Genomic DNA, 20,503 nt, shown 5'->3' with positions numbered 1-20,503 from the left:
GCCGAGACCTTTCTCCTCCCCACAGATCCGGGGGCGTGCGGCACTCCGCACGCCCCCGGACCGTGTCTAGAGCGTCTCGCTCAGCGAGTCCGCCAGCCGCCGTCGCGCCGTCCGCGTCGCCGGCAGTGAGGCCGCCGCCACAGCTCCGGCCACGGCGCCGCCCACGACCGCCACCAGCACCGGCCACGGCGGCAGATGGGCGATGCCCGCGCCCATCCCGCTCGAGCTGCCCTGGGTGTCCACCAACCACACCCCCGACAGCGCACCGAGCGTCGTCCCCGCCACGGCCGCCACCAACGCCGTCAGCCCGGCGCCGATCACGATGACAGAGCCGATCTGGCGGGGCGTCAGCCCGATCGCCTTCAGCGCGAGCAGGTCCCGGCCGCGGTCGCGCACCCCGACGCCGATCAGCGTCAGCAGTTCGGTCAGCCCGATGAGGGCCAGTACGGCGATCAGGGCCGCGATCACTCCGCGCACCGGTTCCAGCCGGTCGGCGGGGTTGGGTGTCTCACGGATCTCCAGCGTCCCGCCCGCCGCCTCGTCGAGAGCGGCCCGTACGGTCCGCGGGTCCGAGCCCTCGGTCAGTACCAGTGCGTGGAAGTCGGGCCGCAACTGCGGATCTCGGTTCTTGAGGGCGTCGAGGGTCGTGGAGATGATCCGTCCGCCCGACTCGGGTTCGATGCTGCGGCCCACGATGTGCAGGATCTGCGGCCGGCCCTCGACCGTCATCCGTACCCAGTCGCCGACCCGCACGCCCAGCAGGTCGAGCAGTCCCTGCCCCGCGACCGCCTCGTCGGCGCCGCGGGCGGCCCGGCCCTCTGCGACCGCCGCCGGATACGGCTGCTGAGCGGTGCCGAGCCCGCGCAGCGTGATGGTGCCGGTCTGGCCGGGGACGAGGGCCGCCATCTCGGCGCCCGGATGGACGGCGGTGACCTCCGGTATGCCGGCCACGGTCCGCAGCAGCTCGTCCTCCGTGGGGCCGCCGGGCTGCTGTGCCCGTACGGTCAGTGCCGCGGGAAGCCCCATGTCGGCGGGCCGGCTGCGGAACTGGTCCAGCGTGGACCAGGCCACCAGCGCGACGGTGATCAGTACCAGCGGCAGTGCGAGACGGCCCACGGCGACGGCCGTACGGCCCCGGCGCGGGAAGGCCGAGCGCCAGCCGAGCACCAGGGCCGGCGGCAACCGCATCCCGAGCGCCCGCCGCCCCAGCGCGGTCATCGGCGCGGCCGACGGTTGTGCGGCGCGGGCCACCGGGACCGGCGGGACCCGCCCCGCACGCCAGGCCGCGAGCCCGGTCGCCGCCGCGATCAGCAGGATCGCGCCGCCCGGGACGCCGGTCATGAGCGCCGCGTGGCCGGGCAGATCCTGCCAGAGGGCGGCCGCATCGCCGATCCGGCCCGGTATCCGCTCTCCGAGGAAGGCGATCGCCGCCGTTCCGAGAGCGACGCCGAGCAGGGCGAACGCCAGATGCTGCACGAGGAAGCCGCGTACCACCTGTCCCGGGGTGAAGCCCACGGCCTTGAGCACGGCGATGTCCCGCAGCTGCCCGCGCACCCGGGCGCCGATCGCCCCGGACGCGGCGAGCGCGGCCGCCAGCAGCGCGCCGAGCCCGAAGACCGCGAAGAGCTGGCCGAGCAGCCGGTCGTCGCCGCCGGCTTCGGCCCGGGCCTGCTGCCACTTGGTGACCTGGGCGACCCGGTCCGCGCCGAGCAGGGTCACCGCCCGCTGGACCATGAAGTCGGTGTCACCGGCGTCCTTCAGCCGCAGGCCCACGCTCTGCCCGGTGTCGTCCGGGGCGAGAGCGTCGAGCGTGTCCGGCAGCACCCAGCCGATCCCGGGCCCGCCGCCCGCCTGGTAGCGGGGTTCCGCCGCCTCGGCGACGCCCGTCACCCGCAGTCTGCTCACGGCGCCGTCCTGGCCGGTGACCCGTACGGTGTCACCGGGCTCGGCCCACAGCGCCCGGGCGACCGAGCTCTCCAGTACGACGGTGCCGGCCGCGCCGCCGCCGTCGGGTGGAGCGAGCCAGCTCCCGGAGGTCACCAGCGGTCGCCCCACCTCCGGCGGCCGGGTCTGCGCGGCCCGCAGCGCCACCGCCGCCCGTGCGCCCTGCAACTCGACGGTGGTGGCGCCGGTCCGGTAGGGGCCGGAGAGCGCGGCGACGCCGTCCAGCCCGGACAGGTCGGCCGTATCGGCGCCCGCCCGGGTGTGCAGCCAGATGTGGGCGCCCTGGGACTGGTTGAAGATGCGCTGCCAGGGGTTGGCGGCGTAGCTGAACAGTGCGCCCGCGAGCAGCAGCGAGGCGATGATCCCGGCGCTGGCGAGGACGACGAAGAGGGCTTCGCCGCGGTGTGCGCGGAAGTCGGCGTGCGCCCAGCGCAGAGTGGCCCGCACGGTCACTCCTTCAGTTCGAGCACGCCGGACACCCCGCCGCTCGGGCTGCGTCGCCCGGCGCCGAGCTCGGCGTCGTCCGCGATGCGCCCGTCGAAGAAGCTGATGACACGGTCGGCTGCGCTGGCCATCCGGGCGTCGTGGGTGACCATCAGGATCGTCTGGCCGCGCTGGTGGAAGCGGGAGAGCAGCCGCAGGACCTCCCGGGTCCCCTTGCTGTCGAGGCTGCCGGCCGGTTCGTCGGCGAGCAGCAGGGCGGGGTGGTTGACCAGGGCGCGGGCGAGGGCGACCCGCTGCTGCTCGCCGCCGGAGAGCTCGCCGGGCATGGACTTGTCGCGGCCTTCGAGGCCGAGTTCGGCGAGGAGTTCGGCGCGGGACTCGCGGGCGGCCCTGGGCGAGGCGCCGGCGAGCAGCGCGGGCAGTTCGACGTTGTCGGCGACGGTCAGGTTGGAGACCAGGTTGAAGAACTGGAAGACGACGCCGATGCGGCGCCGCCGCAGCACGGCCCAGCGGGCCTCGCGGTACTCGTCGACCCGCTGCCCGTCGAGCCACAGCTTCCCGCTGTCGGGCCGCTGGAGGCCGCCGATCAGATGCAGCAGTGTGGACTTCCCGGCACCCGAGGGGCCGGTGACCGCGACGAACTCGCCGGGCCGGACGGTCAGGTCCACGCCGCGCACGGCGTGCACCGGTGCGCCTTCGCCGTGGTGCGTCTTGGTCAGGCCCTCGGCGCGCACGATCGGTGCGACTGCGGCACCGCCCGACGGCGCTGTGGGGTCGCTCATTCCAGCTCCTCCTGGCAGCGCTCCAGCCAGTCGAGGTCCGCCTGCAGATGCAGCATGGCTCCCTCGATCAGCAACTGGGAGATCCTGTTGTCCCGGTCTTCGGCGGCGGCCAGTTTCGACAGGTCCCGCATGGTGTTGAGGTACTGCCGCCGCTGCTTGTTGATCAGGGCGACCGGGTCGGCGAGCCCCGACTCCGGGGCGAGTGCGAGCTTCATGAAGAACTCGTCCCGCACCCTCGGCTCGTCCGTGGTCTCCTCGAACCAGGCCTGGACCGCCTCACGCCCGGCGTCGGTGAGCCGGTAGGTGCGCTTGTTGGGCCGGCCCGACTGCTCGACGTCCTCGCCGTCGATCAGACCGCTCTTCTCCAGCCGGCCCAGGGTGACGTAGATCTGGCCGATGTTCGGCTGAGGGTACGCGGCGCCGAGGAGCTGTTCAAGGCCCTGCTTCAGCTCGTAGCCGTGCGCGGGGCCACGGGTGAGGAGTGCCAGGAGCGGCAGCCGCACGCGCTCCTCCTCCCTCCCGCTGACATGGTTTCCTGTTGGCTGTGCAGTGGACGTGTGGCCTGTGGCACTCGCCCTCTCTGCCTGGACATCTAGTATCGCCCATGCCTAACGGGTATATATAGGCCACGGTGGTCGGCAGCGCAGCCGGATCGTGCACTGGGAGGAACCTATGCGGTGGATGCGTGCCGCGGGTAGAGGACTCCTGGTCGCGGCGGTACTGCTGACCGGCTATGCCGGTTTCGGCGCCCGGGCGGAGTCGGTGGACCCCCAGGGGCGCGGGCCCATGACGCTGGTGACGGCGGGCGATCTGACCGACTATCTCTCGCCGCTGCTCGACGACTGGAACAGCGCCCATCCCGACGAGCGGGTGACGCTGGTCGAACTGCCGGACTCGGCTGACGAGACCCGGGCGCAGATGATCAGCGAGCTGCGATCCGGCAGCGACCGCTTCGACGTGCTGAACATCGATGTGGCGTGGACGTCCGAGTTCGCCGCGGCGGGCTGGATCTCCCCGCTGCACCGTGACCGGTTCCCGCTGAAGAGCTTCCTGCGGCCGGTCGTCGACACCGCCACCTTCGACGGCCGGCTCTACGCGGTCCCGTACGTCACCAACGCCGGGTTGCTCTACTACCGCAAGGACATCCTCGAGCGCGAGGGCGAGAAGCCGCCGCGCACCTGGGCCGACCTGTCCCGCCAGGCCCGTACGATCGCCCCGGAGCACGGCCTGGACGGTTACGCCGGCCAGTTCCTTCCCTACGAAGGGCTGACCGTCAACGTCACGGAGGCCGTGCACTCGGCCGACGGGTCGATCCTGCGGGACGACGGCGACCGGGTCACCGTCGACTCCGCCGCCGCCCGCAAGGCGCTCGCCTTCCTGGCGGACGGGGTGCGGGAGGGCTGGATCCCCCGCGAGGCTCTCCAGTACAAGGAGGAGGAGTCCCGGCAGGCGTTCACCGGCGGCAGGCTGCTCTTCCTCCGTAACTGGCCGTACGTCTACACCGACGCCGGCGCCGAGAACTCGAAGGTCGCGGGAAGGTTCGGCGTGGTGCCGATGCCAGGACCGGAGGGACCGGGCACCAGTGTGCTGGGCGGCTCCAACCTCGCCGTCAGCAGCCACTCGCGCCATCCGGCCTCGGCCGCGGACCTGATCTCCTATCTCACCAGTGAGCGCGTCCAGCGTCAGGTCCTCACCGAAGGCTCGCTGCCGCCGGTCCGTGCCGCGCTCTACGAGGACCCCGAGCTGATCAGGGTCCATCCGTATCTGCCGACGTTGCGCGAGAGTGTGCTGTCGGCGGTCCCGCGGCCCAAGAGCCCGCGCTACGACCAGGTGAGCCTGGCCGTGCAGGCGGTGGCGCAGGACGTCATGGCGCTGCGGCAGACGCCGGACCAGGCGGTGGCACGGCTCGCGCGCGAGCTTGCCGCAATCTCCCGCAGGGGCTGACCCGGCAGCGCTTTCACCGAGAGAGCTCTACTTACCTGTTAAGTAGGGCTCTTCTTCTTTGGATCACCGAATTCCGGGACAAACTATCCCAGCTTTCCGCAGTTTTAGGACACACCGTTGACACCTTCCAGTCGCTGCTACTTAACATGCATGCATGACAGCGCACCCGATCCGGGGCGCACTCGCATCCAGCAGAACAGGTCGACGCGAGATGCTCAGCACGCTTCCGGCCGGCATCGGCCACCCCGCCCGCTCCGCCGCCACCCCAGACCCCTGGTGGCGCGACGCGGTGATCTACCAGGTCTACGTCCGCAGCTTCCTCGACAGTACCGGGGACGGCATCGGCGACCTGGCCGGCGTACGGGCCGGGCTTCCCTATCTCAGGAAGCTGGGCGTCGACGGCATCTGGCTCAGCCCGTTCTACCCGTCCCCCCAGCACGACCACGGTTACGACGTCGCCGACTACACCGGCGTCGACCCCGTCTACGGCGACCTCGCCGAGTTCGACCGGCTGGTGGCCGACGCCCGCCGCCTCGGGCTCAGGCTGCTCCTCGACATCGTCCCCAACCACTGCTCCAGTGAGCACCCGTGGTTCCGTGAGGCGCTTGCCGCAGGCCCCGGCGGTGCCGCCCGCTCCCGCTTCCACTTCGCGCCCGGCCGCGGCCCCGGCGGGGACGAGCCGCCCAACAACTGGCGCGCCATGTTCGGCGGTCCCGCCTGGAGCCGTGTCACCGAGCCCGACGGCACACCCGGAGAGTGGTACCTCCACCTCTTCACCCCGGAGCAGCCCGACCTCAACTGGCGCGACCCGGCCGTCGGTGACGACTTCGAGCAGGTGCTGCGCTTCTGGCTGGACCGCGGCGTCGACGGTTTCCGCATCGACGTCGCCGCGGGGCTCTTCAAGCACCCGGAGCTGCCCGACTCCGACGACCCCTACGCGGACGAGCGGGCCCGCGACTCGGTGAACCAGCTGGCCTGGAACCAGCCGGAGGTCCACGACGTGTGGCGCCGCTGGCGCTCGGTCTGCGACGAGTACGCGGCCCGGGACGGCAAGGACCGGCTGCTCGTCGGCGAGGTCTCCGTACCGACCGCCCGCGAACACGCCGAGTACGTCCGCGCCGACGAACTGCACCAGGCCTTCTTCTTCGACCTGCTCTCCGCCCCCTGGGACGCGGACGCCTTCCGCTCGACGATCGAGGAGGCGATACGCGACATCGCCGGCACCGGCTCGACCGTCACCTGGGTGCTCAACAACCACGACCAGGTCCGCACCGTCACCCGCTACGCGGGCGAGCCCGGCGTGGAGGGCAGCGGCCTCGGCGCCGCCCGCGCCCGCGCCGCGGCCCTGCTCATGCTCGCGCTGCCCGGTGCCGCCTACGTCTACCAGGGCGAGGAACTGGGCCTGCCCGAGGTCCTGGACCTCCCCGACGAGGTGCTCACCGACCCGATCTTCCACCGCACCGGCAGCCGTAAGCGCATCCGCGACGGCTGCCGCGTCCCACTGCCCTGGTCCGGCCACGCTTCCCCGTTCGGCTTCAGCCAGGGCGCGGCCGGGGCCCGGCCGTGGCTTCCGCAACCCGAGTGGTTCGCGGAGCACGCCACCGATCGGGCCCTGGCCGACACCCGCTCCTTCTGGCACCTCTACCGCGACGGCCTGCAACTGCGGCGCAGCCTTCCGCAGTTGGGCGAAGGCACCCTGCGCTGGCTCGACGCGCCCCCGCAGGTGCTGGCGATGGCCCGCGGCGACGGGCTGATCTGCGCCGTCAACTTCGGCACGGAGCCGGTGCCCGCCCCCGTGACCGGAACCCCTCTGCTCTCCAGCGGCCCCTGCCCCGACGGTGTGCTCCCCGGAGCGACCGCCGCCTGGTGGACCGGCGACCACCCCGCCTCGTGACCCTCACCCTTGGAAGGACCTTCACCATGCGACGAAACGCCAGAAACACCACCCTGCGTACGACGGCCGCGGCTTCCGCCGCGCTCGGCCTGGCTCTCGGTGCCACCGCCTGCGGCGGCACGACCGGCCCCGCGAGCGGCGGTGAGCTCAGCGGCAAGACCGTGACAGTCGCCGGCGTCTGGACCGGCAGCGAGCAGAAGAACTTCAAGAAGGTGCTCGACGCCTTCAGCGAGAAGACCGGCGCCAAGACCGTCTTCGTCCCCTCCGGCGACAACGTCTCGACCTTCGTCGGCAGCAAGATCGAGGGCGGCAACGCCCCCGACGTCGTGATGGTGCCCCAGCTCGGCGTGCTCCAGCAGTTCGCCCAGGAGGGCTGGCTCAAGCCGCTGTCCGACAAGACCGACGAGACGGCCAGGGGCTCCCTCGCGCCGGTGTGGAAGAACTACGGCACCGTCGACGACAAGTACTACGGCCTCTACTTCAAGGCCGCCCACAAGTCCACCGTCTGGTACAGCCCCGAGGCCTTCACCCAGGCCGGCGTCAGCGAACCCAAGACGTACGACGACCTCCTCAAGACCGGCCGCACGCTCGCCGACTCCGGCCGCCCCGCCTTCTCGGTGGCCGGAGAGGACGGCTGGACGCTCACCGACTGGTTCGAGAACATCTACCTCTCCCAGGCCGGACCCGGGAAGTACGACCAGCTCGCCAAGCACGAACTCAAGTGGACCGACGAGAGCGTCGTCGCCGCGCTGACCACGCTCGGTGAACTGTTCAAGGACGACCAGCTCGTCGCGGGCGGCGCGAAGGGCGCGCTGCAGACCGACTTCCCGGCCTCCGTCGAGCAGGTCTTCGGCCCCGAGCCCAAGGCCGGCATGGTCTACGAAGGGGACTTCGTCGGCGGCATGGCCAAGGACGAGTTCGGCAGGAAGCTCGGCGAGGACGCGAAGTTCTTCCCGTTCCCCGCCGTCGACGGCGGCAGGGCCCCCGTCGTCAGTGGTGGAGACGCCGCCGTGGTCCTGAAGGACGGCAAGAACAGCGAGGCCGGCATGAAGCTCCTCGAGTTCCTCGCCACCCCGGAGGCCGCGGAGATCTGGGCCGGCGCCGGCGGGTTCCTGTCACCGAACACGAAGGTCAGCTTCGAGGCCTACGGCGACGACACCACCCGCTCCACGGCCGAGTCCCTCGTCGCGGCCGGCAACTCGGTCCGCTTCGACATGTCCGACCAGGCGCCCGCGGCGTTCGGCGGCACCAAGGGCGCGGGCGAGTGGAAGCTCCTCCAGGACTTCCTGCGCGACCCGTCCGACCCGAAGGCGACCGCCGCGAAGCTCGAGGCCGCGGCCGCCAAGGCGTACGGGAACTGAGGCCGACCGCCATGGCCGACACTCTCAACGCGCGGGCCCCCCGGGCCCGCGCCCCCCAGACCGGCGCCGCGCCCGACCCGCGGCGCCGGGCCCAGCGCAACAAACGCCGCCTCGCGTTCCTCTTCGTCCTTCCGGCCCTGCTGCTTCTCGGGGCACTCGTCGTCTACCCCGTCGTCTTCTCCGTCGGGCGCAGTCTGTTCGACGCGAGCGGTGAGCAGTTCGTCGGTGCGGCGAACTACACCGAGATCTTCCAGGACCCCGCCACCCTCAAGGCCATCCGCAACAGCACCATCTGGGTCGTCGTCGCACCGGTCCTGCTGACCGGACTCGGCCTGCTGCTGGCCGTGCTCACGGAAAAGGTGCGCTGGGCCACCGCCTTCAAGCTGGTGCTCTTCCTGCCCATGGCGGTCTCCTTCCTCGCGGCGGGCATCATCTTCCGGCTCGCCTACGAGCAGGACCCCGACCGCGGTGTGATCAACGCGGCCGTCGTCGCCGTGCACGACTCCTTCGGGGACCCGGCCGCGTACCCGACGGCCCGCGCCCGCGAGGACCAGGGCCTGGACGGAGCGGCCGGCGGCCCGTACACCACGACGGAAGCCCTCCGCCCAGGCGGCTCCGTCACCCTCGGGTTCGTCGGCGTGGCGCCCGACGCCATGCCGTCCGAGGCCCGGCCCGCCGCTGTCCACAAGACCGGCGCGGACGAGATCGGCGGCGTCGCCTACCTCGACTTCGCACCGGGCGGTGGCGGCACCCTGGGCAAGGTCGACGCGGCGGAGAAGGGCCTTCCCGGCATGACGGTGGAGGCCGTGCGTGACGGCAAGGTGGCCGCAAGCGCGACGACCGCCGCCGACGGCTCGTTCCGTTTCGAGGGCCTCGCCGACGGCGAGTACACCGTCCGGCTGCCCGCCTCGAACTTCGCCGCTCCCTACCAGGGCGTGAACTGGCTCGGCCCGGCACTCGTCACACCGGCCATCATCGGCGCCTATCTGTGGGTGTGGACCGGCTTCGCGATGGTGCTCATCGGCGCCGGACTCGCCGCCATCCCGCGCGACGCGCTGGAGGCGGCCCGGATGGACGGCGCGACCGAGGGCCAGATCTTCCGCAAGATCACCGTGCCGCTGCTGGCACCCGTGCTCACCGTCGTCTTCGTGACGCTGGTGATCAACGTGATGAAGGTCTTCGACCTCGTCTACATCATCGCGCCGGGGCCGGTCCAGGAAGAGGCGAACGTACTGGCCACCCGGATGTGGCTGGTGTCCTTCGGCGGCGGCAACGACCAGGGGCTCGGCAGCGCCCTGAGCGTCCTGCTGCTCCTGCTGGTCGTCCCGGCCATGATCTTCAACGTCCGGCGCTTCCGAAGGAGCCGATCATGAGCGGCCGCACCACCGTCGAGCGCCGGCCGGCCGAGCGGGCCGTCGCCACCCGTCCCGTCCCCCTCGCGTCGCCCGCCCGCCCCCGGCGCAAGAACAGGCTCACCGCACTGCTTGGCAGCGGCGCCGTCCAGGCCGTGCTGATCCTGGTCGCGCTCGTCTGGATCACTCCGCTGGCGGGCCTGTTCCTCTCCTCCCTGCGCTCGGAGCGCGACAACGCGTCCGACGGCTGGTGGACGGCGCTGACCGACCCGTCGCAACTGTCCCTGGACAACTACACCGCGCTGTTCGAGGACTCCGGAATCGGCGAGGCCTTCTGGAACACGGTCCTGATCTCCGTCCCCACCACCCTGCTGGTCGTGGGCATCGCGGCGCTCGCCGGATACGCCTTCGCCTGGCTGGACTTCCCCGGCCGCGACGCCATCTTCCTGGTGGTCGTCGGTCTGCTGGTCGTACCCGTCCAGATCGGGCTGCTGCCGGTCGCCAAGCTCTTCGGCGCGGTGGGGTTGTTCGGGACGGTCGCGGGCGTCGTCCTCTTCCACGTGGCCTACGGGCTGCCGTTCGCCGTCTTCCTGCTGCGGAACTACTTCGCCGAGATCCCGAAGGAGATGCTGGAGGCCGCACGGATGGACGGCGGCTCCGAGTGGCGGATCTTCTCCCGCCTCGTCCTCCCGCTCGGGCGCCCGGCGATCGCGAGCCTCGCGATCTTCCAGTTCCTGTGGGTCTGGAACGACATGCTCGTCGCGCTGCTCTTCGCGGACAGCGAGTCGCAGCCGCTGACGGTGGCGCTCCAGTCCGAGATGCGCCAGTTCGGCAGCAACATCGGCGTTCTGGCGCCGGGGGCGTTCCTGTCCCTGGTCGTCCCGCTGGTGGTCTTCTTCGCCTTCCAGCGGCACTTTGTGCAGGGCGTGATGGCGGGGTCGGTGAAGTAGCCCCCGCCACCTCGACGAGCCCCGACCATGCCCGCCCCGCGCCCAGCCGCCAGGCGGGCATGTGCCGTCCGGATGCGGCTTGTGCGGCGCGGGGGGAAGGTGGATCCGTCCAGCACGGGCCGAGCCGAGAGGGAGACATGGACACCGACGCTCTGACACCTGAGCTGCTGCGAAAGCTGCGGGAGCCGAAGGCCTATCCGGCGGTTTCCCTGACCATGCCCACCCACCGGCGCGAGCCGTACAACGAGCAGGACTCCGTGCGGCTGCGGAATCTGATGGCCGAGGCAGGGCGCCGGCTCGACGCCGACGAAGCCGTGGGCCGGCAGGCGCGGGGCGGCATCAAGGCGCAGCTGGAGCAGGCCGTCGCCGGGGTCGACCTGCGGCGGTCCCTCGACGGCCTGGCGATCTTCGCCGGCGCCGACGACCACCAGCTGTGGACCCTGCCGCGCAGCGTGCCCGAGCGGGTCGTACTCAGCGACAGCTATCTCACCCGTAACCTCGTCTCCGCCAAGGCCCAGGCCAGGCCCTACTGGGTGCTGGTGGTGGCCGCGGACCGGGCCACGCTGTGGAGCGGCTCGGAGTCATCCGTACGGCAGCACACCGGGGGCGGTTTCCCGAAGGTGCGGCCGCAGGAACCGCCCAACCCGCAGCGCGAGATGCGCCAGGGCGACGTGCCGAGCAACTTCACCGACGAAACGACACGCCAGTTCATGCGGGACGTCGACACCGCACTCGCCGCCGTACTCGCAGCGGAGCCGCGGCCGCTGTTCCTCGTCGGCCTCGCGCCCGCCCTCGCCCTTCTCGAGGAGGCGTCGACGGCCGCGCGCCCCCTGTCACCGGCCGCGCGGGTGGTCAAGGGCGGACTCACCGACGGTCCCGCGCCGGAGCTGCTCAAGGAACTGCGGCCCGCTCTTGAGGAGCACCGTCGTGCGGAGGCGGCCCGCGTCGAGCGACGCCTCGACGCGGCCATCGGCCGCCATGCCTTCGCGGCCGGCCTCGACGAGGTATGGCAGTCGGTACGAGAGGGCCGGGCCGGGCTCGTCGTGGTCGAGGAGAACTACCACCGGACGGTCCGCGTCGACGGCGAGCACCTGCGGCCGGTCGACGAATCGGCGGCGGTCTCTGATCCCGCGGTGCGTGAGGACATCGTCGACGAGCTGGTGGAAGCGGCACTGGACGGTGGCGCGGAGGTGGTGTTCGTGCCGGACGACGCTCTGACGTCGCACGACCGGGTGGCGGCGGAGTTGCGGTACTAGGGCGGAAATCGAGCCCCGCCGGCCATTGAGGCGCGGCGAGGTAGGGGGGGCGAGCCCCTGAATCCTGGGTCCCCACGCCGTCAGCAGCAGGGGAAGGGCGAGCTCGCCGCAGGTGTCACGCGCTCGCGTCCAGCCTCGTCGTCAGCTCGTCCAGCTCCTGCCGAAGCGCGCGGATGCGTTCCAGCGTGAGACCCGTCGCCTCGGCGATGCGCCGCGGCGTGCCCAGGGCCCGTTCCCGCAGCGCGCTCCCCGCTGCCGTCGGCCGGGCGGTGACCGAGCGTTCGTCCGCCGCGCTGCGCCGGCGCTCGACGTAGCCCGTCGCCTCCAGGCGCTTCAGCAGCGGCGACAGCGTGCCCGAGTCCAGCCGCAGGTGTTCGCCGATCTGTTTGACCGGCAGTTCGCCGTGCTCCCAGAGCACCAGCATCACCAGGTACTGGGGGTAGGTGAGCCCCAGGTCCTTCAGCGCCGTGCGGTACACGCCGTTGAAGGCTCGCGACGCCGCGTGCAGCGAGAAGCAGATCTGGTGCTCAAGGCGGAGGAAGTCCTCGTCCGGGACGTCCCGCAGCGTCTTCTTCTCCATGCCCCCCACCATACCAAGCTGCGCGCCATTGGGTTGTGTGCAACTTAATTGTGTGCTTCTATTCAGGGGCATCGGTTTCCCGACCCCGACCAGAACGAAGAGGGATACACCCATGGACGCGCTCTACACCGCTGTCGCCACCGCCAACGGCCGCGAAGGCCGCGCCGTCAGCTCCGACGGCCAGATCGACCTGCCGCTCGCCTTCCCCGCGGCCCTCGGCGGCAACGGCCAGGGCACCAACCCGGAGCAGCTCTTCGCCGCCGGGTACGCCGCCTGCTTCGCCAGCGCCATGGGTGCCATAGGCAGGCAGGAGAAGATCGACGTCAAGGACGCCTCGGTGACCGCGGAGGTCAGCATCGGCAAGGACGAGACCGACGGCGGCTTCGGCCTCTCCCTGGTCCTGCGCGTCGAGCTTCCCGACCACCTCCAGGGCGAGGCGGGCCAGGACCTGCTGAAGAAGACGCACGCGTACTGCCCCTACTCCAAGGCGACCCGCGGCAACCTGCCGGTGGAGATCGTCGTCGAGTAGTCCGGCAGCCGAGCCCTTTTGCCGGGTGGACCCGTCCCGACGGGCCCACCCGGCAAAAGGTGCTGCAGGCGGTGAAACCCCTTGGCTTGGCCGGGACCGGACCCGCGCAGCAGCACGCGCGCGAGCCGGTCGGGCGGACGCTCGACGTGACGGCGACGGCAGAGGCGTTCGTGACGGCCGTGGTGCCCGGCTTCGCAGGCATCGCCGTGATCGACGACGTCCTGCGCGGCAGCGTCCCCGTCGCCAGGGGCCGGCCGCGAGGGACGTCCCCCTGCGGCGGGCCCCGCTCTACGCCGGGGCGGCAAGGTCCTGTGGACGGATCGGCCCCTGGAGCCCACGGGCCGGCCGTGAGCCTTTGATGCGAGCGAGCGCCCACCGGACGGCGCGGCGGCCGAGTCGGCTCATGGCGGCAGAGCCGCTCAGCACCACGGCCCGGTGACCGCGAAGGTGGTGCCGGGCGAGTAGCAGTTCACGTACATGGTGTTCCCGTCGGGTGAGAACGTGACGCCGGCGAACTCGCCCCACTCGGGCTCCTCGGGGGTGCCGATGTTCTGCGCGTTCCTCGCCGCGGGATAGACCTCGCCGCGCTTGGTCAGCCCGTACACGTGCTGTGCGCCGTTGCCGTCCTCGCAGACCATCAGCCCGCCGCTGGGCGCCAGGCATATGTTGTCCGGGGACTCGCCCGGCAGTTGGACGTCGGTGTCGGGACCGAAGACGATGACCAGGGTCAGGCGACGGCGGTGCGGCTCGTACTTCCACACCTGGCCGAAGTGGTCCCCGGCGGACCCCTCCGAGCTGCGGGCGAAGCTGGAGACGAAGTACACCGACGTGCCGCCCCAGTAGCAGCCCTCCAGCTTCTGCGCGTGGGTGATGCCCTTCGGCCCGAAGTCCTGCAGCCTGATGGGGGTTTGCTTCGCCTGGCTGTCCGGTACGGGCACCCATTCGACCCGGTCGAACGACGCACCGATCTCCTGTATCCCCGACAGGTCCGGCACGCCCGGTACCCGCATCGCCTCCAGGGCGCCGCCGGCGCGGAGCGAACCCGTGCCGCCCAGGGGCCTGTCCGGCAGGAAGCGGTAGAAGAGACCGAAGGGCCGTTCGAACGCGTCCTCCGTCTCGTACACGATCCCGCTCCTGGGGTCGACGGCGATCGCCTCGTGCTGGAAGCGGCCCATCGCGGTGAGCGGCACGGCTCCCGTGCGGTGCGGATCGGCGCCGTCGACCTCGAAGATGAATCCGTGGTCCTTGGTGTAGCCGTTGGTACCGGCCCGGTCCTCGGTCTCCTCGCACGTCAGCCAGGTGTTCCAAGGGGTGGGACCACCCGCGCAGTTGACCGCCGTGCCCGCGATGGCGACCCGCTCACCGAGGACATTGCCCCGGCCGTCCAGTTCGAGGGCGGTGCAACCGCCCTTGCCCATGGGGTCGTAGGTCAGGCCCTCGACGGCCGGTACGCCGATCCTGGCGTTGTGCCGGTTCTCGTGGTTGCGGACGAGATGCACCCGGCCACGGCGGCCGGCCAAGGCGGCCATGCCGTCGTGGTTGGACGGGACCGGTCCCTCGCCGGAGCGCAGCTGGTCGCCCTCTCGGGAGAGAACCTTGTAGCTGAAGCCCCGCGGCAGATCGAGCAGACCGCCGGGGTCGGGGACGAGCGGTCCGTACCCGCCGTGTCCACGGGCAGCGGCGGTGCCGGCGAAGAGTTCGGAGAAAGCGCCGGTGAAGGCGATTCCTGCGCCGAGCGCGCCGGTACGGGCAAGAACTGCACGTCGTGTTGCAGACATAAGGCAACTCCCTGTGGGGGGCGCCCCCATGCCCAAGGCCATGGGGGAGGACAGGAGATGTGACCCGCACGTGTGTATCACGCAGACAACGCGACACGTAACCGTGCGGGCCACTGTGCCTCAAGGTGCCACTGTGCTAGGCGAGCGACGCACTCAGTGTGATGTTCGTGGCCTTCAGCGCCTGGCTGACCGGGCAGTTCACCTTGGCCTCCTCGGCCGCCTTGACGAAGGCGGCCTCGTCCAGGCCGGGGACCTTGCCCTCGACGGTGAGGTGGATGCCGGTGATGCCCTCACCGGGCTGGAAGGTCACCTCGGCCTTGGTCTCCAGACGGGTGGGCGGGGTGCCCGCGCCGGCGAGGGCGTGCGAGAACGCCATGTTGAAGCAGCTGGAGTGCGCGGCCGCGATCAGTTCCTCCGGGCTGGTCCGGCCGCTCTGGGCGGGCTCGGTCCGAGCAGCCCAGGTGACCGGGTACTCGCCGACACCGGAGGAGTCCAGGGTGACGACGCCCTTGCCCTCGAGCAGGCTGCCTTCCCAGACGGTGTGGGCCTGACGCGTGGTGGCCATGATGGTTCCCTTCAGATCGGGTTACGGCCCAAACCTACTGCGCCACCAAGGCCTTCGCGTCACGCGCCAGTGCGGTGAGCCGGGAGATCGCCCGGAAATACTTCTTCCGGTAGCCGCCGTTCAGCATCTCGTCACTGAACAGCTTGTCGAACGGCAGGCCGGAGGCGAGCACCGGGACCTCCCGGTCGTACAGCCGGTCCGCGAGCACGACCAGCCGCAGTGCGGTCGACTGGTCGGGCACCGGCCGGACGTCGGTGAGGCACACGGCCCGCACCCCGTCGGTCAGCGCCCCGTAACGGCTGGGGTGCACCTTCGCGAGGTGCTCCAGCAGGTGGGGGAAGTCGTCGAGGGACGCGCCGCCGGTGGCGTACGCGGCCTTGGTGACCTGCTCGTCCGAGTACGGGGGAGGGGCCTCGGGCAGCCCGCGGTGACGGTAGTCCTCGCCGTCGATCCGCAGCGGGCGGAAATGCGCGGACAGGCCCTGGATCTCGCGCAGGAAGTCGGCGGAGGCGAAGCGGCCCTCGCCGAGCTTGCCCGGCAGGGTGTTGGAGGTGGCGGCGAGCGCCACGCCCGCGTCGACCAGCCGGCCGAGGAGCGTGGAGACGAGGACGGTGTCGCCCGGGTCGTCCAGCTCGAACTCGTCGATGCACAGCAGCCGGTGGCCGCTCAGGGTCTGCACGGTCTGCTGGAAGCCCAGCGCGCCGACCAGGTTGGTCAGTTCGACGAAGGTGCCGAACGCCTTGAGCGACGGCTCCGCCGGGGTCGCGTGCCACAGCGACGCGAGCAGGTGCGTCTTGCCGACGCCGTAACCGCCGTCGAGGTAGACGCCGCGGGGGCCGGTGGGAGCTGTGTTCTTAGGGGTCCTGGCGAACCAACGCCGCCGGCCGCTGCTGGTGGCGTGCGCCCCGCCGAGGCCGGAGGCGAAGTCGCTCAGCACCTTGACCGCCTCGACCTGGCTGGGCTGCTGAGGGTCGGGCACGTAGGTGTCGAAGCGGACCGAGTCGAAACGCGGCGGCGGCACCATCTCCGCAACCAGGCGGTCGGCGGGGACATGCGGCTCGCGGGCGCACAGCGACAGGGGAGCGGCTTCGGCTATCGGGCTGGTCGGCACAGTACTCAACTGTAAGCGCCGTGCCAGACTGCACCGTATGCGACGCCTGTTCCCTGTGACCGACCAGACAACGGCAGCCGACGACCGGGAGTGGTCGCTGGACGAGCTCGCCGAAGCCTACGCGTACCCGGAAAGGGGTACGGCAGCGGGCGGCGAGACGGCCGCCGGGGGCAACCCCGGTCATGGGGCGGCCGAGGCCCGCAGCGGGGGCGGCGGCGTCTGGCTGCGCGCCAACATGGTCTCCTCCCTCGACGGCGCGGCCCAGCACGAAGGCCGCTCCCAGCCGATCTCCTCCGATGCCGACATGCGGATCTTCGGCACCCTGCGGGGCCTGGCCGACGCCGTCGTGGTGGGCGCGGAGACGGTGCGGCTGGAGGGCTACCGACCCGCCCGCGCCCGCGAGGCCTTCGCCGAGCGCAGGGCCGCCGCCGGGCAGGGACCCGTACCCGCGATCGCCGTGGTCAGCGCCTCGCTGAACCTGGACTTCTCGCTGCCGCTGTTCACCGAGCCGCTGGTGCCGACCCTGCTGCTGACCGGCGCGGCCGCCTCCCCGGAGCGGATGCACGAGGCGGAGAAGGCCGGCGCGGAGGTCGTCGTGGCAGGCGACGGGCCCGGAGTGGAGCCCGCCAGGGCGGTGCACGCGCTGGCGGAGCGCGGTCTGGTGCGGCTGCTGACCGAGGGCGGCCCGAGGATGTTGGGTCAGTTCGCCGCCGCCGGGGTACTGGATGAGCTGTGCCTGACGGTGTCGCCGACGATGACGGTGGGGGACGCGCAGCGCATCGCGGGCGGGCCGGGGTTGCCGGATCCGGCGCGATTCGCCCTGGATTCCGTACTGGAGGAGGCCGGATTCCTGTTCACGCGGTATCGACGCCTTTGACGGCAGCTTCCGACAATCAGCGGAATTTACCGTTCCGCTTAGCCTGCGGCGGGCACACTTGAATGCGCACCCCGTGCGGGCACGGGGAAGGATGGTTTCCGCAGACTTCCCAATCTCCCAGATTCCGCAGGTCCCGCAGTTCCCGCAGTTCCGGCAGTCTCCGCAGAAGGGCTCCTGAGGTGTTCACAAGCGTATTGATGATCGAGAAGCCCCTGACCTCGGAGGACGTGGAGTTCGTCACCACGTTGCACGGCGAGGAGGGCGTCTCCTTCGTCGTGCTCATGCAGCCGCGCGGCGACCAGGCCGACGTGCTGCTGCGGGCGATCGACGACGTGGCGGTCGGCGAACTGAGAGAGGCGGTCCGGGAGGGCGAGGAGCCCGAGGGAGCGGAGGCCAAGGCACCTGCCGAGCGCGCGCTGGAACACTCGATTGCCGTCCTGCGCGCGGCGGGCTGCGAGGCGGTCGGCCACCTCGTGGAGGACCATCCACTGGACAGGCTGAAGTCGGTGGTCGACGAGGCGGACGCCGACGAGGTGATCGTCCTGACCGAGCCGCACTACGTCGAGGAGTTCTTCCACCGCGACTGGGCCTCCAGAGCCCGCCACAAGGTCGGGGTGCCGGTACTGAAGCTCTTCGCGCACAGCGAGTAGCGCCACAGGCAATAAGGTGGGCAGCCGCACGTAGTCGTACAGCTTGGGGAGAAGACCATGGCACCCGCCGTCCCTGCCGCCGTTCCCGGCGCGATGGAGCGCCCGCACTTCATCGGCATCGGCGGAGCCGGTATGTCGGGCATCGCGAAGATCCTCGCCCAGCGCGGGGCGAAGGTGGCGGGCAGCGATGCCAGGGACTCGGCGACCGCGGAGTCCCTGCGCGGCCTCGGGGCCACGGTGCACATCGGGCACGCGGCCGAGCACCTGGCCCAGGACTCCACCAGCGTCGTCGTCTCCAGCGCCATCCGCGCCGACAACCCGGAGCTCGTGCGCGCCGCCGAACTGTCCGTACCGGTCGTCCACCGCTCCGACGCGCTGGCCTCCCTGATGACCGGGCTGCGCTCGATCGCCGTCGCGGGCACGCACGGCAAGACGACGACGACCTCGATGCTGGCCGTCGCCCTGACCGAGCTGGGGCTCGACCCCTCGTACGCGATCGGCGGCGACCTGGCCGGCCCGGGCACCAACGCGCGCCACGGCGACGGCGACATCTTCGTCGCGGAGGCCGACGAGAGCGACCGCAGCTTCCAGAAGTACGACCCCGAGGTCGCGATCGTCCTCAACGTGGAGCTGGACCACCACGCCAACTACGCCTCGATGGACGAGATCTACGAGTCCTTCGAGACCTTCGTCGGCAAGGTCGTGCCCGGGGGCACGCTGGTGGTCTCCGCCGACCAGCCGGGCGCCGTCGAGCTGACCCGACGTGTCCGCGACCTGGCCACCCTGAAGGTCGTCACCTACGGCGAGTCGCAGGCGGCCGACCTCAGGGTGCACAAGATCACCCCGCGCGGTCTGACCAGCGAGGTCACCGTCCTTCTGGAGGGGAAGCTACTGACCTTCACGGTGTCCGTCCCCGGTCGCCACTACGCCCTCAACGCGGTCGCCGCGCTCGCCGCCGGTGTCGCCCTCGGCATCCCCGCGCACAACCTGGCCTCCGCCATCGGCGCGTACACGGGCGTCAAGCGCCGCCTGCAGCTCAAGGGCGAGGCCGCGGGCGTCCAGGTCATCGACTCCTACGCCCACCACCCGACCGAGATGACCGCCGACCTGGAGGCCATGCGCGGTGCCGCCGAGGGCTCCCGGCTGCTGGTCGTCTTCCAGCCCCACCTCTTCTCCCGCACCCAGGAGCTGGGCACCGAGATGGGCCATGCCCTGGCCCTCGCCGACGCCTCGGTCGTCCTCGACATCTACCCGGCCCGCGAGGACCCGATCCCCGGCATCAGCAGCGACCTGATCATCGACGCGGCCGAGGCCGCCGGTGCCGAGGTCACGGCCGTGCACGACAAAACGGCTGTGCCGGACGTGATCGCGGGAATGGCGAAGCCCGGAGATCTCGTTCTCACGATGGGCGCGGGCGACGTCACGGACCTCGGCCCGGACATCCTGGCCCGCCTGTCGAACTGAAGGAGGCGCACCGATGGCGTACGACGTGGAGAAGCCGGACGAGCAGTGGCGGGCGGAGCTGACCCCGGCTGAGTACGCGGTCCTGCGCGAGGCCGGCACCGAGCCCGCCTTCGTCGGCGAGTACACGGACACCAGGACGACCGGCACCTACTCGTGCCGGGCGTGCGGGGCCGAGCTGTTCCGCTCCGACACCAAGTTCGAGTCCCACTGCGGCTGGCCGTCCTTCTACGACCCGAAGGACACGGACGCCGTCGAACTGGTCGCGGACACCTCCCACGGCATGGTCCGCACCGAAGTGCGCTGCGCGCGCTGCGGCTCCCACCTCGGCCATGTCTTCGAGGGCGAGGGCTATCCCACCCCGACCGACCAGCGGTACTGCATCAACTCGATCTCGCTGCGTCTGGAGCCGGACGAGTCATGACCTGACCGCACAGGGCCCGTCGGCACGCGCCGACGGGCCCTGATGCGTACGCGGCGGGGTCAGCCCTCGACGACGCCCGACTTGGCGATGGTGATCTTCGCCTTGGTGGCACCGGAGCGGGAGCCCAGGCCCTCGACCTTCCTCACGACGTCCATGCCCTCGACGACCTCACCGAAGACGACGTGCTTGTTGTCGAGCCAGTCGGTGACGATCGTCGTGATGAAGAACTGCGAACCGTTGGTGTTCGGCCCGGCGTTGGCCATGGAGAGCTGGCCCGGCTTGGTGTGCTTGATCTGGAAGTTCTCGTCGGCGAACTTCTCCCCGTAGATGCTGCGGCCCCCCGTGCCGTTGCCGCGGGTGAAGTCGCCGCCCTGGAGCATGAAGTCGGGGATGACGCGGTGGAAGGAAGAGCCCTCGTAGCCGTAGCCGTGCTCGCCCGTGGCGAGTTCGCGGAAGTTCTTGGCGGTCTTGGGGACCACGTCGTCGAAGAGCGCGAAGACGACCCGGCCCGCGGGCTCGTCGTCGATGGTGATGTCGAAGAACACGTTGTTACTCATTGCTTCATCCTGACATCTGAGGTCGCCCGGACGCACATCCGCCC

The 20,503-nt window shown here is 71.1% G+C and carries 19 protein-coding genes; 11 read left to right on the top strand and 8 right to left on the bottom strand.

Annotated elements, in window-relative coordinates:
• Positions 1–66 precede the first annotated feature (66 nt).
• Genes IE198_RS04215 through IE198_RS04205 form a run of 3 tightly spaced genes read right to left on the bottom strand, consistent with a single transcriptional unit; the run spans position 67 to position 3,673 of the window.
• Positions 67–2,391 carry an ABC transporter permease gene (locus IE198_RS04215; protein WP_189882668.1) on the bottom strand — a complete coding sequence of 775 codons (2,325 nt, stop codon included), beginning with the start codon at positions 2,389–2,391 and terminating at the stop codon, positions 67–69.
• A gap of 2 nt (positions 2,392–2,393) precedes the next feature.
• Positions 2,394–3,170 (bottom strand): ABC transporter ATP-binding protein, encoded by a 777-nt coding sequence (locus IE198_RS04210; protein ID WP_189882666.1) that lies wholly within the window; start codon positions 3,168–3,170, stop codon positions 2,394–2,396.
• Positions 3,167–3,673: a PadR family transcriptional regulator gene (locus IE198_RS04205; RefSeq protein WP_189882664.1), complete on the bottom strand. Its 507-nt coding sequence runs from the start codon at positions 3,671–3,673 to the stop codon at positions 3,167–3,169. The genes IE198_RS04210 and IE198_RS04205 overlap by 4 nt, the downstream gene beginning before the upstream one ends.
• Positions 3,674–3,842: 169 nt before the next feature.
• Between IE198_RS04205 and IE198_RS04200 the strand changes: the two genes are divergently transcribed.
• The 6 genes from IE198_RS04200 to IE198_RS04175 all read left to right on the top strand — a co-directional run bounded on the left by IE198_RS04200 (position 3,843) and on the right by IE198_RS04175 (position 11,927).
• Entirely contained in the window at positions 3,843–5,114 is a 1,272-nt protein-coding gene (locus tag IE198_RS04200; protein ID WP_189882663.1) for an ABC transporter substrate-binding protein, read from the top strand.
• Positions 5,115–5,325: 211 nt separating this feature from the next.
• A complete protein-coding gene (locus tag IE198_RS04195) occupies positions 5,326–7,008 on the top strand; it encodes a glycoside hydrolase family 13 protein (protein ID WP_189882842.1) in 1,683 nt (560 codons plus the stop codon).
• Between the two features lie 26 nt (positions 7,009–7,034).
• Positions 7,035–8,369 (top strand): ABC transporter substrate-binding protein, encoded by a 1,335-nt coding sequence (locus IE198_RS04190; RefSeq protein ID WP_189882660.1) that lies wholly within the window; start codon positions 7,035–7,037, stop codon positions 8,367–8,369.
• Positions 8,370–8,380: 11 nt separating this feature from the next.
• Positions 8,381–9,742, top strand: a complete 1,362-nt coding sequence (locus IE198_RS04185) for an ABC transporter permease subunit (RefSeq protein ID WP_189882658.1) — start codon at positions 8,381–8,383, stop codon at positions 9,740–9,742.
• A complete protein-coding gene (locus tag IE198_RS04180) occupies positions 9,739–10,671 on the top strand; it encodes a carbohydrate ABC transporter permease (RefSeq protein WP_189882656.1) in 933 nt (310 codons plus the stop codon). The genes IE198_RS04185 and IE198_RS04180 overlap by 4 nt, the downstream gene beginning before the upstream one ends.
• 137 nt (positions 10,672–10,808) lie before the next feature.
• Entirely contained in the window at positions 10,809–11,927 is a 1,119-nt protein-coding gene (locus IE198_RS04175) for a baeRF3 domain-containing protein (protein ID WP_189882654.1), read from the top strand.
• A gap of 115 nt (positions 11,928–12,042) precedes the next feature.
• Here the strand turns inward: IE198_RS04175 and IE198_RS04170 are convergent, their stop codons facing one another.
• On the bottom strand, positions 12,043–12,507 hold the full coding sequence (locus tag IE198_RS04170) for a MarR family winged helix-turn-helix transcriptional regulator (protein WP_189882652.1): 465 nt from the start codon (positions 12,505–12,507) through the stop codon (positions 12,043–12,045).
• A 112-nt stretch (positions 12,508–12,619) separates the two neighbouring features.
• Between IE198_RS04170 and IE198_RS04165 the strand changes: the two genes are divergently transcribed.
• Positions 12,620–13,036, top strand: coding sequence for an organic hydroperoxide resistance protein (locus tag IE198_RS04165; protein WP_189882650.1), 417 nt, complete (start codon positions 12,620–12,622; stop codon positions 13,034–13,036).
• A 419-nt stretch (positions 13,037–13,455) separates the two neighbouring features.
• Here the strand turns inward: IE198_RS04165 and IE198_RS04160 are convergent, their stop codons facing one another.
• The 3 genes from IE198_RS04160 to zapE form a co-directional block, all read right to left on the bottom strand.
• Complete coding sequence (locus tag IE198_RS04160) at positions 13,456–14,844, bottom strand: alkaline phosphatase PhoX (protein ID WP_373299756.1); 1,389 nt, start codon at positions 14,842–14,844, stop codon at positions 13,456–13,458.
• A gap of 106 nt (positions 14,845–14,950) precedes the next feature.
• Complete coding sequence (locus IE198_RS04155; protein ID WP_189882646.1) at positions 14,951–15,379, bottom strand: OsmC family protein; 429 nt, start codon at positions 15,377–15,379, stop codon at positions 14,951–14,953.
• Positions 15,380–15,413: 34 nt separating this feature from the next.
• Complete coding sequence (zapE, locus tag IE198_RS04150; protein WP_373299755.1) at positions 15,414–16,499, bottom strand: cell division protein ZapE; 1,086 nt, start codon at positions 16,497–16,499, stop codon at positions 15,414–15,416.
• Positions 16,500–16,527: 28 nt separating this feature from the next.
• Here zapE and IE198_RS04145 point away from each other — a divergent pair, with 28 nt between their 5' ends.
• From IE198_RS04145 to msrB, 4 genes are all read left to right on the top strand, one after another.
• Positions 16,528–17,367, top strand: coding sequence for a pyrimidine reductase family protein (locus tag IE198_RS04145; protein WP_189882642.1), 840 nt, complete (start codon positions 16,528–16,530; stop codon positions 17,365–17,367).
• A 179-nt stretch (positions 17,368–17,546) separates the two neighbouring features.
• Entirely contained in the window at positions 17,547–18,017 is a 471-nt protein-coding gene (locus tag IE198_RS04140; RefSeq protein ID WP_189882640.1) for an indole-3-glycerol phosphate synthase, read from the top strand.
• A 57-nt stretch (positions 18,018–18,074) separates the two neighbouring features.
• Entirely contained in the window at positions 18,075–19,481 is a 1,407-nt protein-coding gene (murC, locus tag IE198_RS04135) for a UDP-N-acetylmuramate--L-alanine ligase (protein ID WP_189882638.1), read from the top strand.
• A 13-nt stretch (positions 19,482–19,494) separates the two neighbouring features.
• Entirely contained in the window at positions 19,495–19,902 is a 408-nt protein-coding gene (gene msrB / locus IE198_RS04130) for a peptide-methionine (R)-S-oxide reductase MsrB (protein WP_189882636.1), read from the top strand.
• 59 nt (positions 19,903–19,961) lie between these two features.
• Here the strand turns inward: msrB and IE198_RS04125 are convergent, their stop codons facing one another.
• Positions 19,962–20,459 (bottom strand): peptidylprolyl isomerase, encoded by a 498-nt coding sequence (locus IE198_RS04125; protein ID WP_189882634.1) that lies wholly within the window; start codon positions 20,457–20,459, stop codon positions 19,962–19,964.
• Between the last annotated feature and the right edge of the window lie 44 nt (positions 20,460–20,503).

Source organism: Streptomyces xantholiticus, assembly GCF_014651015.1.
Lineage (GTDB): Bacteria > Actinomycetota > Actinomycetes > Streptomycetales > Streptomycetaceae > Streptomyces > Streptomyces xantholiticus.
Note: the sequence above shows the minus strand (reverse complement) of the source record. Positions and strands in the feature narration are given on the sequence as shown.

Bases quoted from the DNA above. Each gene is read 5' to 3' on its own strand.
- IE198_RS04195 (WP_189882842.1), top strand. From the start codon at position 5,326: ATGCTCAGCACGCTTCCGGCCGGCATCGGCCACCCCGCCCGCTCCGCC.
- IE198_RS04145 (WP_189882642.1), top strand. From the start codon at position 16,528: ATGCGACGCCTGTTCCCTGTGACCGACCAGACAACGGCAGCCGACGAC.
- IE198_RS04180 (WP_189882656.1), top strand. From the start codon at position 9,739: ATGAGCGGCCGCACCACCGTCGAGCGCCGGCCGGCCGAGCGGGCCGTC.
- IE198_RS04170 (WP_189882652.1), bottom strand. From the start codon at position 12,507: ATGGAGAAGAAGACGCTGCGGGACGTCCCGGACGAGGACTTCCTCCGC.
- IE198_RS04125 (WP_189882634.1), bottom strand. From the start codon at position 20,459: ATGAGTAACAACGTGTTCTTCGACATCACCATCGACGACGAGCCCGCG.
- IE198_RS04185 (WP_189882658.1), top strand. From the start codon at position 8,381: ATGGCCGACACTCTCAACGCGCGGGCCCCCCGGGCCCGCGCCCCCCAG.
- IE198_RS04210 (WP_189882666.1), bottom strand. From the start codon at position 3,170: ATGAGCGACCCCACAGCGCCGTCGGGCGGTGCCGCAGTCGCACCGATC.
- IE198_RS04155 (WP_189882646.1), bottom strand. From the start codon at position 15,379: ATGGCCACCACGCGTCAGGCCCACACCGTCTGGGAAGGCAGCCTGCTC.
- IE198_RS04160 (WP_373299756.1), bottom strand. From the start codon at position 14,844: ATGGGGGCGCCCCCCACAGGGAGTTGCCTTATGTCTGCAACACGACGT.
- IE198_RS04200 (WP_189882663.1), top strand. From the start codon at position 3,843: ATGCGGTGGATGCGTGCCGCGGGTAGAGGACTCCTGGTCGCGGCGGTA.
- IE198_RS04190 (WP_189882660.1), top strand. From the start codon at position 7,035: ATGCGACGAAACGCCAGAAACACCACCCTGCGTACGACGGCCGCGGCT.
- msrB (WP_189882636.1), top strand. From the start codon at position 19,495: ATGGCGTACGACGTGGAGAAGCCGGACGAGCAGTGGCGGGCGGAGCTG.
- IE198_RS04165 (WP_189882650.1), top strand. From the start codon at position 12,620: ATGGACGCGCTCTACACCGCTGTCGCCACCGCCAACGGCCGCGAAGGC.
- murC (WP_189882638.1), top strand. From the start codon at position 18,075: ATGGCACCCGCCGTCCCTGCCGCCGTTCCCGGCGCGATGGAGCGCCCG.
- IE198_RS04175 (WP_189882654.1), top strand. From the start codon at position 10,809: ATGGACACCGACGCTCTGACACCTGAGCTGCTGCGAAAGCTGCGGGAG.